The following is a 13342-nucleotide window of genomic DNA, read 5'->3' as shown; positions in this document are numbered from 1 at the left end:
CCTGCTTTCCATGTTGTCTGCCCCCGGTGTGGTCACTTTCGATGCTACCAACGAGATGCGCGGACACCTCGAGGGAGTCCGCGCACCGGTCACCAAAGGTGAGCCCCGATCAGGCCTGGATCACTCGATCCAGCCGCGCTCACGGTAATAGCGGGCCGCACCATCATGCAGCGGAGCGGTCAGGCCATCGGAGATCATGGTCTCCTCCTCGAGGTTGGCGAAGGCCGGGTGCAACCGCTTGAAGCGATCGAAGTTCTCGAACACCGCCTTGACGGTCTCGTAGACGATCTCCTCGTCGGTGTCGGTGGAGGTCACGAAGGTCGCCGCCACGCCGAAGGTTTCGACATCCTCGTCATTCCCGCGATAGAGGCCTCCCGGAATCACCGCATGGGTGTAATAGGGGTTGGACTCGATGATCTCCTCGATCTCGGGGCCGGTCACCGGAATCAGCTTGGAATCGACGGTAGTGGTCGCCTCCTGGATGGAGCCATTGGGGTGACCCACCACATAGACCATGGCGTCGATATTGTTGTCGGCGAGGGCCGCGGCCTGCTCGGCGGCATCCAGCTGGGAAGCCAGCGAGAAGGTGTCGGTATCCCAGCCCATGACATCCATCACCTGGTTCATGGTGTTGCGCTGGCCGGACCCCGGGTTGCCGATGTTCACGCGCTTGCCGGGGAAGTCGCTGAAGTGCTCGATGCCGGAGTCGGCACGCGCGACCACGGTCAGCGGCTCGCCGTGCATGGTGAAGACGGCACGCATCTCTTCCCAGGGGCCGTCGTCGGCGAAGTTCTCTTCGCCGTGGTAGGCGCGGTACTGGACGTCGGACTGCACCACGCCCATGTCCAGCTCGCCGGCCTTCATGCCGTTGACGTTGGCCACGGAGCCGCCGGTGGACGGCGCGTTGCAGCGGATGTTGTGCTCGTCGCTGCCGCGATTGACCATGCGGCAGACGGACTGGCCGACCACGTAATAGACACCGGTCTGGCCGCCGGTACCGATGGTGATGTAGCGCTCCTGGGCCACGGCCGGGGCGGAGAACATCGCGGCACCCAGCAGCGCGCCCGAGACGGCAGCGGCGGAGAAAGCATGGCGTTTCATGAACTCACCTCTTGACGTTGTAGGAAGATGTTATGGGCAGCACGCCGCCTGATGGCCGCGAATCTACCACACATTTCTACTTTAGCGGAAAAAACAACTCCAGAGAAAACACCCGACCATGACGTCGCTCAAGCCGGGTCACATCTCCATGTCCTTAAGGACAGTCTAGCGCTTGACTGCGTTTATGAAACGTTAACTTTTCGCTGCACCGCAACACGAAAACCGCGCCGTGGCGCGGTTCCCGAGTGAGCGTCGAGGCGTCCAGGCGAGCTCAGGAGGCCTTCATGATCAGCGCCTGCTTCTCGTCCTTCATGGCGGCAAACTCGGGCTCATAGAAGAACTCGCTTTCTCCCAGCGCCGGTTCCAGGTGGTTGAGCCAGGTGGCTTCTTCGTCATATTTCGCGAAGAAGGGCCGCTGCACCCAGTCGCTGTCGCGCCCCTGGATGAAACGCAGCACGAAGACCTTCTCGCCCTTGATCTCGGTGACCCCCTGGATCTCCACCTTGCCGGGATCGGCGGACATCGACGGCCCCCGGGCGGTACGCGCCAGGCCCGGCACCTGCTTCATGGCCTCGCGGTAGATCTCCCAGGCCCGCACCAGCGGCACCTCGAAGTAGTGGCGGGCGCCGGTGTCGCGCTCCACGAACATGTAATACGGGATCATCCCCAGGCGCACCTGGGTGGTCCACATGCGCGCCCACTGGTCGGCGTCGTCGTTGATGTGCTTCAGGAGCGGCGCCTGGGTGCGGATCTCCGCCCCGGTGGCCCGGATGCGACGGATCGCCTCGCGGCAGATGGGGGTGTCCATCTCCTTCCAGTGGTTGAAGTGCGCCATGAAGGCCACGTGCTTGCCGGCCGCCGTCAGCTCGCGGAAGAGGTCGAGGATATCCTCGGCGTCGGGATCGGTGACGAAGCGGTAGGGCCAGAAGGTGAGGCTCTTGGAGCCGATGCGGATGTCCTGGACATGGTCCAGTTCCGGCGCCATCAGCCCCTCCAGGTACATGCGCAGGTGCTTGGCCTTCATCACCATGGGGTCGCCGCCGGTCATCAAGAGGTCGGTGACCTCGGTATGCTCGGCGAGATAGCGGTGCAGGGAATCCGCCTCGCTGGAGGCGAATTTCAGCTCCTTGTCGCCCACGAACTGCGCCCAGCGGAAGCAGAAGGTGCAGTAGCTGTGGCACACCTGGCCCTGGCTGGGGAAGAACAGCACCGTCTCGCGGTACTTGTGCTGCATGCCAGGCAGCGGCTCGCCGTCGAGCAGCGGCAGGTTGAGGTCCATCTGCCCCGCCGGATGGGGGTTGAGCTCGCTTCGAACCCGCTCGATCACCGGCTTCATCTCGGCGGCATCGGCGCCGCGGCGGACCAGCTCGGCCACCTCGTCGTAGTGCTCGGGGCGCAGCATGCCGCGCTGGGGAAAGGTGAGCTGGAAGACCGGGTCCGCCGGGATGTTGTTCCAGTCGATCAGCTCGTCGATCACGTACTCGTTGACCCGGAACGGCAGCACCTGGCTGACGACCCGCATGTCGAAGCGCAGATCGTCAGGCAGGTTCTGGATCGCTTCGATCCTGTCGAGCTGGCGGTGGGTGTAGACCTTGAACTGTCGGGCCTCGAAGACCTCGGCCTCGGGACTGCCGAGCTCGATGTGCACACGCTGGTTCATGTCGCCTCCTCTGTACTTGTCCGGCGCTCTCCCGGGAGGCCGGGCGGCATCCCGGGGCTCCGCCGTACAGGCAGGAGCCGCCGTCTTCTCTTCGGGGGCAGCTATTGGTACAGGCTTGGCGAGCTTGTTGCAACTTTCTGCGTCGATTTGCAACGAATGTCGCGAAAGTATCGCGACATCGCAACAAATCTGTCGCACCGGACGGCCTCCTTCCAGACAGCGATCAGCCAGCCGGTCGGCGTATCAGCTTCGCCGCCACCCGCTGCAGCCGCGGGGCCCCGATGAGGATGAGCATGAAGGCCACCGGCCAGGCGATATAGAAGGCGCGCCACCAGCGACCGAGGAAGCCTTCCCCCAGGCCGGTGTTGACCCAGGTGATGACGAAGGTCATCAGTGTCACCATGTAGATCGACATCAGGACGGCAAACACCAGGGGAGCGTAGCGCGAGGGAAAGAGCATGCAGCCTCCAGAACCATAGAGAATAAGGTTAGACCGGAATATTGTACGCCACCCACGCCTGCGAGCAATCCTGCCGCGCCGCTGGGTCGCAGGCGTTCCGCGCAAGGAACTCCAGGGTTGGCACCGGTCACAGGGGAAGAACTTGACGTGTCACCGCCGACCAGGAGATTGCCGATGGACACCGCCTCCCGCATCCAGTGCCAACAAGGCGATATCGCCCATCAACCCGACATCGATGCCGTCGTCAATGCCGCCAATGCCCGACTGGAGAGCGGCGGCGGTGTCGCCGGTGCCCTGCATCGCGCCGCGGGACCCGGCCTGGCCAGGGAGTGCCGCCCCCTCGCCCCCATCCAGCCCGGCCAGGCGGTGATCAGTGGCGCCCACGGCTTGCCCAATCGCCACGTGATTCACTGCCTGGGGCCGGTCTACGGCGTCGACGAACCCTCGGACGAGCTGCTCGCCGCCTGTTATCGCCATGCACTGGAACTGGCGCAACAGCACGGCATCGCATCGATCGCCTTCCCGGCGATCTCCGCCGGCGCCTTCGGCTATCCGGCGGCGGAGGCCGCACGCATCGCCCTCTCCACGGTGATCAGGACCCTGCCCCACTGTCCCGGGATCGAACTCGTGCGCTTCGTGCTTTTCGACTCTGCCAGCGCCGAACTCCACCAGCGCACCCTGGAGGCACTGCAGCAGGGTTGAGGGCCAGACGCCCCGCCGGGCAATCCACGCACGACCGCGGAGTCCGACGGGAGAGCGGCCAGCGCCCTACCCGACGTTGTAGCCGAGAACGCGCGGCAGCCATAGCGCGATCTCCGGGAACACGGCGACGAGCGCCAGGGCGCCGGCCATGGCCACCACGAAGAGCAGCGCCCAGCCGATGGTCTGCTCCAGGCGAATCTTCGCCACCTCGGTGGTCACCATCAGGTTGACCGCCACGGGCGGCGTGAACTGCCCGATGGCGATGTTCATGGCCAGCAGGATGCCGAACCACACCGGGTTCCACTCGAAGTGCTGCATCACCGGGATCAGGATCGGCATCAGGATCAGGTAGATGGAGATCGCGTCGAGCAGCATGCCCGCGGCCAGCACCGCCAGCATGATCAGGATCAGCAGCAGCACCCCGTTGTCGGTCAGGGCGATGATCCACTGGGCCATGTCGCGGAAGGTGCCGAGCATGGTGCCGGCCCAGGCGAAGATGCCGGCGAGCGCGATGATCAGCATCACCACCCCCGAGATCACCGCCGCCTCGCCGAACAGGCCCCAGAGGTCCTTGAGGCCGATCTCGCGGGTCACGAAGAGCCCGATCACCACCCCGTAGGCCACCGCCACCACCGCCGCCTCGGTGGGGGTGAAGAGCCCGGAGCGCAGCCCGCCGAGGATCAGCACCGGGGCGAAGAGCGCCGGCAGCGCCTGCTTGAAGGTCTCCCCCACCCGCAGGCGCTCGGCGCCCGCTGCCGGCGAGCTGCCCTCCCAACCGAAGCGCCTCGAGACAATCAGCACCGGCACCAGCAGTGCCAGGCCGGCGAGGATGCCGGGAAAGAGCCCGGCGGCGAACAGCGCGCGCAGGTCCACCCCCGGTACCACGATGGAGTACAGGATCAGCGCCACCGAGGGGGGAATCAGGATCGCCGTGGAGGCCGAGGCGGCGATCAGGGTGGCCGAGAAGGGCCTGGGGTAGCCCGCCTTCGTCATGCTCGGCAGCATCACCATGGCCACCGCCGCGGCGTCCGCCGGCCCCGAGCCGCTCATGCCGCCCATGATCATGCATACCAGCACCGCCACCAGGGCCAGGCCGCCGTGGCGCGGGCCGATCAGCGCCTGGGCGAAACGCACCAGGCGCAGTGCCACCCCGGAGCGCTCGAAGATCAGCCCGGTGAGGATGAACAGCGGGATGGCGATCAGCGGGTACTTGGCGATGCTGTTGTAGGTGTTGGTGCCCAGCGTGGCCAGCATCGCCGGCGGCAGCCCGGCCAGGATGCCCACGGCGCCGGCCAGCCCCAGGGAGAAGGCCACCGGCACCCCGGCAATGAGCAGGCCCGCGAAGGCCAGCAGCATCCACAGGTCAGGGCTCATCGGCGAGCCTCCCGCGCAGCCGGTCCCGGGTCTGCTGGGTCTGGCGGACCAGCATCGCCGCCGAGAGCAGCGGCAGCCAGACGATGTACCACCACTGGGGCAGGCCCAGCCCCGGCGAGAGCGACTCCCACTGGTACTCCTGCCAGGCCAGCCTGCCGCCGAACCAGGTGATCAGGCCAAGCACGGTCATCCCGCAGGCCCACTGGAAAAGGATCAGGGCCTTGCGCGGTGCCGACGGCAGCGCCCGCTCCAGCAGGCCCACACGGATATGGCCGTTGCGGCGCAGGGCCACCGCGGCGCCGGCGAAGGTCAACACCACCAGCAGGAAGACCGAGAACTCCTCGGTGAAGGCCAGCGAGCCGCCGGTGATGTAGCGGGTGACCACGTTGCCGAGACTGATCAGTGCGATGATCACCAGCGCCAGGGAGGCGAGCCAGCGCTCCGGCCGGGCATCGGGGGTGAGTTTCATGACGACCTCGGGAAAGAAGACCGGCCCCACAGGGGCCGGTCGCATGGTGCCTGGGATGGCCGGATCAGCGCGCCTCGACGGCCTCGCTGGCCGCTTCGACCAGTGCCTCGCCGATGCGTGGCACCCACTTGTCGTGGACCTCGGCGGTGGCCTCGACGAAGGCCTGGTACTGTGCGTCGGTCAGCTCGGTGACGTTGACGCCGCGCTCCTGGATATCGGCCAGGCGCTCGCCCTCCTCCTCGCGGGTCATGGCGATCTCCCACTGGCCGGCCTCCACGGCCGCCTCGCGCAGGATCTCGCGGTCGCCCTCCTCCAGGGAGTCCCAGACCTGGCGGTTCACGGCGAAGATCAGCGGATCGTTCATGTAGTTCCACAGGGTCAGGTACTGCTGGCCCACCTGATCGATGCGCGCCACGTCGAACACCGACAGTGGGTTCTCCTGGCCGTCCACCGCGCCGGTGGTCAGTGCCGGCTGGGCGTCGGTCCAGCTCATCTGGGTCGGGTCGGCGCCCAGGGCGTTGAAGGTGTCCTGGAACAGCGGCGAGCCCACCACGCGGATCTTCAGGCCGTCCAGGTCGCCGGGCTCACTGATCGGGCCGCGGGAGTTGGAGAGCTGGCGGAAGCCGTTCTCGCCCCAGGCCAGGGGAACCACGTCGCGGGACTCGATGGCCTCGAAGATCATCTCGCCGGCCTCGCCGCCGGTCACCGCGTCCACCGCCGCCTCGTCGGGCAGGAAGAAGGGCAGCGAGAAGAGGTTGAGTTCCTGCACCTGGGGCGACCAGTTGATGGTGGAGCCCACCGCGGCATCGATCAGTCCGGAGCGCATGGCGGAGAACTCGCGGGTCTGATCGCCGGCCACCAGCTGGGAATTGGGATAGACGCGCAGGGTGATGCGCCCCTCGGTGCGCTCCTCCACCAGCTCGGCCCACTTCTCGGCCGCCTGGCCCCAGGGAAAGGCATCGGAGAGCACGGTGGAGACGGAGAGCTCGCGGGCCTGGGCGGAGAGCGAGGCGCTGAGCACGGCGGCGCCGGCCAGGGCCGCGGCGAACTTGGCGAAATGGCGTGACGACTTCATGGCGTGTCCTTGAGTGGTTTGCCGCACTTCCCCGCGGGGAGTCGGCTAATTCTTGGTATCGGGAGAATCGGATGGATTCCCATCGCATTGTAGAGCGATAAGCGTTGAAGGGAAGGCCAGGGTCCGCCCCGTGGGCGCGAACGGGCTCCCGGGCCGGCGATGCCTCGCGAAGCCACCCCGCCGAACTGATATCCTGATGTCCCGAATGCCGCCAACCAACTTCAAGGACGAAACGTGCCACTCCGGGATCTGTTGCTGGGCCTCGCCGTCGTCACCATCTGGGCACTCAACATCATCGTGATCAAGGTGGGGGTGGCGGAGATGCCGCCGCTGCTGATGACCACCCTGCGCTTCATGCTGGTGGCTGCCCTGCTGGTGCCCTTCCACCCCGTCGCCCGGCACCAGTTGCCGTTCCTGCTGGTGCTCTCGGCGACCTTCGGCACGCTGCACTTCGCCCTGCTGTTCATCGGCCTGGCCCAGGCCGAGGCCGGCACGGGAGCGCTGCTGGTACAGATGGGCACGCCCTTCGCCACGCTGCTGGCGGTGATCTTCCTCGGGGAACGCCTGGGACCCAGGCGCCTGGCCGGATTGGCGCTGTCGTTCGCGGGCGTCGTGGTCCTGGCCGGCGGCCCCACCCTGCCGTCGCCGCTGCCCTTGGCCTTGCTGCTGCTCAGCGCACTGGGCTGGGCGGTCTCGCAGCTCCTGATCAAGCGCGGGCCGAACATCACCCCCATGGCGCTGGCCGGCTGGGTGGCGCTGTTCGCGGTGCCCCAGGTGGCCCTGGGCTCGCTGTTCTTCGAGGGTGACCACCTCGAGGCCATGCGCCGGGCCGGCTGGGCCGGGTGGGGGGCGGTGGGCTACACCGCGGTGATGTCATCGATCGTCGCCTACGGGCTCTGGTACGGCCTGCTGCGCCGCCACCCGGTCAACCGGGTGGTCCCCTTGACCCTGCTGGTGCCGGTGCTGGCGGTGCTGCTGGGGGTGCTGCTGCTGGACGATACCCTGGGCATCCACAAGCTCGCCGGCGGCGGCCTGGTGGTGGCGGGCATCGCCCTGATCCTGCTGCGCTTCCGGCCGAGGCGCGTCGAGGCGTGAATCCCTAGGCGGAATCGTCGGTCACGTCGACCAGGCACTGGCTGCCGCTTCCCGGCCAGCTGACGCAGTCGCCCTCCTCGACGCCCTTCTCGGCGAAGTAGCCGGCGTTGACCTCCAGCGCCGCCCGATAGAGCACCCCGGGGTAGGTGACCGGGCACTCCCCGGGACGCTCCGAGGCGCAGGGTTGCATCTGGCGGATCGCCACGATTCTCCCGTCCGCATCGATGAAGGCGATGTCGAGGGGAATCCGCGTGCGGTACATCCAGAAACCGTTGCGGGGCGACTGCTCGTTGCGATAGAGGAACAGCATGCCGGCGTCATCGGCAAGGTGATCGCGGTCCATCAGCCCCTGGCCACGCTGGGGCAGGGTACGGGCGACCTCGACCCGCAGACGGTGAGGACCCTGGTCGCTGTGCAGCGCCAGGGTCACGGTCTCGAGTCGCTCGCGGGTCTCGGCCAGCAGGGAGCGCGGATAGAGGGCGGCGGCCGGCAGCAGGGCGGCGAGGCCCAGCAGCAGTTGGCGGCGGGTGGGGGTCATGTGGGCATCCTCGCATTGGCATCGACGGTGTCGCCGCGGGGCATCAGGTGGATTCCCGACGCCAGCAACGATACCTGGACGGTCTCGCCGCGTGCCAGGGCGTTGCGGCGCGCGGCATGGGTGGATATCTCGAAGCGCAGGGTCTCGGGCCCGTGCGCGAAGGCAAGCGATACCGAGGTGATGCCTCCCAGCACCACCATCTCGACCACCCGCCCGGATACCGGGTTCTCCCGCTCCCCCTGGGAGGGGCGACCACGGCGGTGCATCACCACGTCGGAGTGCGGCAGGTACCAGGCGACCCGCTGTCCCGCTGACAGTCCCTCCAGGCCACGGGCCACCTCGAGGCGCCAGGGGCCCCACTGCAGGCAGCGCTGGCCGCCGGCCTCCACCACCTCGCCATCGAAGACGTTGTGGCGGTCCAGCAACCGGGCCACCTCGGCACTGGCCGGGCGACGGAACAGTGCCTCCGGGACATCCTCCTGCAGGCTGCGTCCCGCATGCAGCACGCAGAGCCGGTCGGCCAGGGCGGAGGCCTCGTCCAGGTCATGGGTGACCAGCACGATGGGAATGCGAATCTGCTCGCGCAGCAAAGCCAGCTCCCGCTGCAGGCGGCGCCGGGTGACCTGGTCCACCGCCGAGAAGGGCTCGTCGAGCAGCAGCACCCGGGGCTGCCTGGCCAGGGCCCGGGCCAGGGCGACCCGTTGGCGCTGCCCCCCGGAAAGCTCGGAGGGGTGACGCTCGGCCAGCCCCTCCAGACGCACCCTGGCGAGCCAGGCCAGTGCCTGCTCGCGCCGCTCGGCACCCGAGAGGTGATCCAGCGCCACCATGACGTTGGCCAGGGCACTCAGGTGCGGGAAGAGGGCATAGTCCTGGAAGACCAGCCCCACCCGGCGCTGCTGGGGACGCAGCGAGAGGCGGTTGGCGGCATCGAACCAGGTCTCGCCGGCACAGCGTACCCGCCCACCCGCCGGCCGGTAGAGCCCGGCGATGGCCCGCAGCAGGGTGGTCTTGCCGCTGCCGGAGGGCCCCACCAGGGCCAGCAGCTCCCCGGGCCGACAGTGGAAGTCCGTGGCCAGGGGAATCGGTCCGGCCTGGTGCAGGCTGACCTCCAGGCTCGCCTCGTCCAGAGGGCGTGACGGCTCAGGCACGGCGCCACCTCCGTCGTCCGGCGAGGCCGTAGACCACGCCGATGGTCAGGAAGGAGACCAGCAGCAGCATCGCCGACATGATGCCGGCCCCGGCCTCGTCGAAGGCCTGTACCCGGTCGTAGATGGCGATGGCCAGGGTGCGGGTCTCGCCGTCGATGGAGCCGCCCACCATCAGGATCACGCCGAATTCGCCCAGGGTATGCGCGAAGGTCAGTGCCAGCGCCGAGACCAGGCCCGGCCAGACCAGCGGCAGCTCGATGCGCCGGAAGGTCTGCCAGGGCGAGAGGCCACTGCACCAGGCCGCCTCGCGCAGGTTGGCGGGAATGGTCTCGAAGGCGCGCTGGATCGGCTGCACGGCGAACGGCAGGTTGGCCACCAGCGAGGCGAGCAGGATGCCGCCGAAGGTGAAGTTGAGGCCCTGCCCGAACAGCCGCTGCCAGAGGGCACCGAACGGGGCATCGGCACCGAACGACTGCATCAGGTAGAAGCCCAGCACCGTCGGCGGCATCACCAGCGGCAAGGCAACCAGGGCCTCGAACAGCGGCTTGCCGCGAACCCGGGTGGTGGCCAGGACCCGCCCCAGCCAAAGGCCGAAGGGAAGCAGGAGCAGACAGGTGCCGAACGCCAGTTGCAGCGAGACCGAGAGCGCCGTCCAATCCATCAGGAAGATGCACCCTCACCGTCGGGCAGCCGGAAACCGTAGCGCTCGAGGATCTCGCGAGCCTCCTCCTGCTGCAGCCAGTCATAGAAGGAGCGAGCCACCTCCCCGGCCCCGGCAACCAGCGCCATGCGCTGCACCAGCGGAGCGTGCCACGCCTCGGGAATCAGCACATGCTCGCTGCGCTCGGCCAGCGTCGGCGCCAGGGCCAGCGACCAGGCCACCAGGCCGCCACGGGCATCGCCGGAGAGTGCGAACTGGGCGGCCTGGGAAACGTTCTCGCCGAGGATGCGCAGCGGTGCCGTGTCCTCCCACAGGCCGGCGTGCTCCAGCGCCTGCCTGGCAGCCACGCCGTAGGGCGCATGTTCCGGGTTGGCCAGGGCGATGCGCGGCCGGCCCTCACCGACCCGGTGGGTGGCGATCGCCTCGCGCACGCCCTCCAGGGGGGCAGTAGCCTCCGGCAGGTCGTCACGACCGGCCCGCTGCAGCCAGGCGAGGCGACCGATGGCGTAGACCACGCCCGCGTCCTCGGTGCGCCCCTCCTCGTGCAGGGCGTGCACATAGGCCTCGTCGGCAGAGAGGTAGAGCTCGAAGGGAGCGCCCTGGGCGATCTGGCGGCGGAAGTTGCCCGAGGAGCCGAAGTTGAGACGCAAGTCATGCCCGCTCGCTTCGCGGAAGCGCTCGGCCGCCTCGCTGAGGGCGAACTGCAGATCCGAGGCCGCCGCCACGGTCGGCACGTCCGCCTTGACCGCCAGCGGCAGCAGCGACAGCAGCCCGAGCAGCAGGGGTCGGAATCTTGATCTCATCACGCCTCCTGGTCCGAAGACGGCGGTACCGCCGCCGTTGCGGCATTGTCGGCCAGGGTGAGCGCACGGACAAGACGGGAACGCCAACGCAGGTGACGCGCCTGACCCCGGTCAAGCGGCCGGCATCAGGCCTCGGCGTGCAGGCCCCGGCCGAGGATCGCCATCAGGTCGGCCTCGGTCTCCCGGGGGCCGAGGTCGAGCAGGTTCTCCAGCCCCCGCAGGTGGTCGTCGATCACCTGTCGCGCCGCCTCGGGGTCGTCCTCGCGCAGTCGAGCCAGCAGCCGGCCATGGTCACCTTCCAGGTAACAGGAAGCCAGCGAGGGGCGCTTGTAGAGGGCGATGACGATGGAGGTGCGCAGGATCAGGTCGGTGAGCATGACACCCAGCACGCGATTCGGCGACAGCTCGGCCAGGCGATGGTGAAGCGCCAGGGAGTGCTCGATGCGCGCCGGCTCGTCCCCGCGGGCATGGGCCTCGGCCTCGCACTCTGCCTCGCGGACCAGCCCTTCCAGCGCCTCGGCATCCACCTGGCCGGCGAGCAGTGCCACCACTTCGCCCTCCACCAGGCGCCGGGCGGCGAAGGTCTCCCGGGTTTCCTCGATGCTGGGGGCACGCACCCGGGCCACCTGGTTCGGGCGCTGGTCGACCACATGGTCGGCGGCGAGCCGGGTCAGTGCCTTGCGCACCACCGAACGGCTCACGCCGAAGACCTCCCCCAGGGTCACCTCGGGCAGGCGAGTGCCCGGCGGCAGACGCTGGGTCAGCACCGCCCGGCGGACCTTGTCGACGATATGCTGGTCGCTGATACGCACGCCGGCCTTGATGGCGGCCTGCACGTCTTCCTGCCAGGCGTTGCTCATGATGCCCTCATTTCTCGACTTGCCCTCGAAAGCACCTTCGCACGTTTCCTTCCGGCTGGCTACAGTCTGGCAGATCATTGTATACAAGAAGCCGATTCCCGGTTCCCCCGGCGGGAATCATCCGGCCGGGCTCAGAAACAGGTGACCATCTCCTCGGTCACTGCCAGGCGGTCGTCGGCCAGGCAGATGCGGCGCCACTTGTCGAAGGTCAGGCAGGGATGCGAGGTCCCGAAGGCGACGATATCGCCCACACGCACGTCTCCTGCGCCCGGTTCCACCGCCTCCGGCAGGCGAACGAAGGCGTGCTGATCCATCAGTCGGGTGACCTCCCAGCCCGCAACGGAGAGCGGCCTTTCGGGGCTTCCTCCCTCTCGGTAGCGACGCAGCGGTTCGGGCAGCTGGTCGCAGCCGATGTCGCGTTTTCCCAGGGCGACGATGGCCAGGCCGGGTTCGGGCAGCGACTGCACCTGGGCGAACACCTCCAGCGCCGGCTCCAGGCCACGCTCCAGGTCGGGTCGCCGGCGCAGCACGTCCCGCTGGGCCTGGCGGTATACCCCGTGGTCATGAACCACATAACAGCCCGGGCGCAGGACGGGGATGAAATGGTCCCCGAGGCGCGCCTCGTGGAAGACTTCGGCAATCAGGTCATACCAGGCCGAACCGGAGGCGGTGATCAATGGCTCGCGGGCCTCGATCAGGCCATCGTGGTCAAGCGCCTGGGCCACCTCGACCAGTTGCCAGGCGTAGGCACGAATGCCTGCCGCGGGGTCTGCTCCATGCACCACGCCCTCGTAGCCCTCCAGCCCGGCCAGGACCAGCGCCGGCTCGGCATCGACCAGTTCGCCCAGCGCCATCACCTGATCGTGATCCCGGCAGCCGCAGCGCCCCCCGCCCACGCCCAGCTCGATCAGTACCTGCAGGCGCAGCTCCCGGGCCGCGAAGTAGCGTCCCAGCTGGCGAACATTGGCGGCACTGTCGACGACGCAATAGAAGTCGGCTCCCGCCTCGATCAGGTCGGCGACGATCGCCATGTTGGCCTCGCCGACCAGCTGGTTGGCCATCAGCAGGCGCTCCACGCCATGCACGAAGGCGGCCCGGCTCTGGGGCGCCGTGGCCAGTGTGATCCCCCAGGCACCGGCCTCCAGCTGGCGCCGGAACAGTGCCGGCGTCATGGTGGTCTTGCCGTGCGGCGCCAGCCGCGCCCCGTGCTCGGCGGCGAAGCGCTGCATCCACGCCAGGTTGTGCGCCAGGGGGGCCTCGAGCACCACCGCCGCCGGCAGGCTGACCCCGGAGAGCAGGTCGGGCAGCGTCTCGACGGTGCCCTTGTCGCATGGCATGACGTCCATATTTGCCCCCTCAGCCGACGTGATGCTCGTTGATGTCGAGGATCTTCAGA

14 protein-coding genes are annotated in these 13342 nt (G+C 68.3%); 2 read left to right on the top strand and 12 right to left on the bottom strand.

Annotated features, from left to right (window positions below):
• Positions 1 to 120: 120 nt before the first annotated feature.
• The 3 genes from ACOMD9_RS16165 to ACOMD9_RS16155 form a co-directional block, all read right to left on the bottom strand.
• Entirely contained in the window at positions 121 to 1101 is a 981-nt protein-coding gene (locus ACOMD9_RS16165; protein ID WP_421416950.1) for a TAXI family TRAP transporter solute-binding subunit, read from the bottom strand.
• A gap of 271 nt (positions 1102 to 1372) precedes the next feature.
• A complete protein-coding gene (locus tag ACOMD9_RS16160; protein ID WP_421416948.1) occupies positions 1373 to 2761 on the bottom strand; it encodes a KamA family radical SAM protein in 1389 nt (462 codons plus the stop codon).
• Positions 2762 to 2984: 223 nt separating this feature from the next.
• Entirely contained in the window at positions 2985 to 3221 is a 237-nt protein-coding gene (locus tag ACOMD9_RS16155) for a DUF2798 domain-containing protein (RefSeq protein ID WP_421416947.1), read from the bottom strand.
• A 174-nt stretch (positions 3222 to 3395) separates the two neighbouring features.
• Here ACOMD9_RS16155 and ACOMD9_RS16150 point away from each other — a divergent pair, with 174 nt between their 5' ends.
• Positions 3396 to 3923 carry a macro domain-containing protein gene (locus tag ACOMD9_RS16150; protein ID WP_421416945.1) on the top strand — a complete coding sequence of 176 codons (528 nt, stop codon included), beginning with the start codon at positions 3396 to 3398 and terminating at the stop codon, positions 3921 to 3923.
• Between the two features lie 66 nt (positions 3924 to 3989).
• Here the strand turns inward: ACOMD9_RS16150 and ACOMD9_RS16145 are convergent, their stop codons facing one another.
• The 3 genes from ACOMD9_RS16145 to ACOMD9_RS16135 all read right to left on the bottom strand — a co-directional run bounded on the left by ACOMD9_RS16145 (position 3990) and on the right by ACOMD9_RS16135 (position 6841).
• Positions 3990 to 5297, bottom strand: coding sequence for a TRAP transporter large permease (locus ACOMD9_RS16145; protein WP_421416943.1), 1308 nt, complete (start codon positions 5295 to 5297; stop codon positions 3990 to 3992).
• Positions 5287 to 5766, bottom strand: coding sequence for a TRAP transporter small permease (locus ACOMD9_RS16140; protein WP_421416942.1), 480 nt, complete (start codon positions 5764 to 5766; stop codon positions 5287 to 5289). The genes ACOMD9_RS16145 and ACOMD9_RS16140 overlap by 11 nt, the downstream gene beginning before the upstream one ends.
• Before the next feature lie 64 nt (positions 5767 to 5830).
• Complete coding sequence (locus ACOMD9_RS16135) at positions 5831 to 6841, bottom strand: DctP family TRAP transporter solute-binding subunit (protein ID WP_421416941.1); 1011 nt, start codon at positions 6839 to 6841, stop codon at positions 5831 to 5833.
• A gap of 234 nt (positions 6842 to 7075) precedes the next feature.
• Here ACOMD9_RS16135 and ACOMD9_RS16130 point away from each other — a divergent pair, with 234 nt between their 5' ends.
• Positions 7076 to 7936, top strand: a complete 861-nt coding sequence (locus ACOMD9_RS16130; RefSeq protein WP_421416939.1) for a DMT family transporter — start codon at positions 7076 to 7078, stop codon at positions 7934 to 7936.
• 4 nt (positions 7937 to 7940) lie between these two features.
• Here ACOMD9_RS16130 and ACOMD9_RS16125 read toward each other — a convergent pair whose 3' ends face one another.
• The 6 genes from ACOMD9_RS16125 to ACOMD9_RS16100 all read right to left on the bottom strand — a co-directional run bounded on the left by ACOMD9_RS16125 (position 7941) and on the right by ACOMD9_RS16100 (position 13292).
• Positions 7941 to 8474, bottom strand: a complete 534-nt coding sequence (locus tag ACOMD9_RS16125) for a DUF192 domain-containing protein (RefSeq protein WP_421416937.1) — start codon at positions 8472 to 8474, stop codon at positions 7941 to 7943.
• Positions 8471 to 9622, bottom strand: coding sequence for an ABC transporter ATP-binding protein (locus ACOMD9_RS16120; RefSeq protein ID WP_421416935.1), 1152 nt, complete (start codon positions 9620 to 9622; stop codon positions 8471 to 8473). The genes ACOMD9_RS16125 and ACOMD9_RS16120 overlap by 4 nt, the downstream gene beginning before the upstream one ends.
• The gene (gene modB, locus ACOMD9_RS16115) at positions 9615 to 10283 is read right to left on the bottom strand and encodes a molybdate ABC transporter permease subunit (protein ID WP_421416932.1); all 669 of its coding nucleotides are present in this window, start codon (positions 10281 to 10283) and stop codon (positions 9615 to 9617) included. The genes ACOMD9_RS16120 and modB overlap by 8 nt, the downstream gene beginning before the upstream one ends.
• Positions 10283 to 11086, bottom strand: a complete 804-nt coding sequence (gene modA / locus ACOMD9_RS16110) for a molybdate ABC transporter substrate-binding protein (protein WP_421416929.1) — start codon at positions 11084 to 11086, stop codon at positions 10283 to 10285. The genes modB and modA overlap by 1 nt, the downstream gene beginning before the upstream one ends.
• A 125-nt stretch (positions 11087 to 11211) precedes the next feature.
• The gene (locus tag ACOMD9_RS16105) at positions 11212 to 11946 is read right to left on the bottom strand and encodes a GntR family transcriptional regulator (RefSeq protein WP_421416927.1); all 735 of its coding nucleotides are present in this window, start codon (positions 11944 to 11946) and stop codon (positions 11212 to 11214) included.
• 131 nt (positions 11947 to 12077) lie between these two features.
• A complete protein-coding gene (locus ACOMD9_RS16100; protein WP_421416924.1) occupies positions 12078 to 13292 on the bottom strand; it encodes an amino acid deaminase in 1215 nt (404 codons plus the stop codon).
• Between the last annotated feature and the right edge of the window lie 50 nt (positions 13293 to 13342).

This window comes from Halomonas terrestris (assembly GCF_049166755.1).
Taxonomy (GTDB): Bacteria; Pseudomonadota; Gammaproteobacteria; order Pseudomonadales; family Halomonadaceae; genus Halomonas.
Note: the sequence above shows the minus strand (reverse complement) of the source record. Positions and strands in the feature narration are given on the sequence as shown.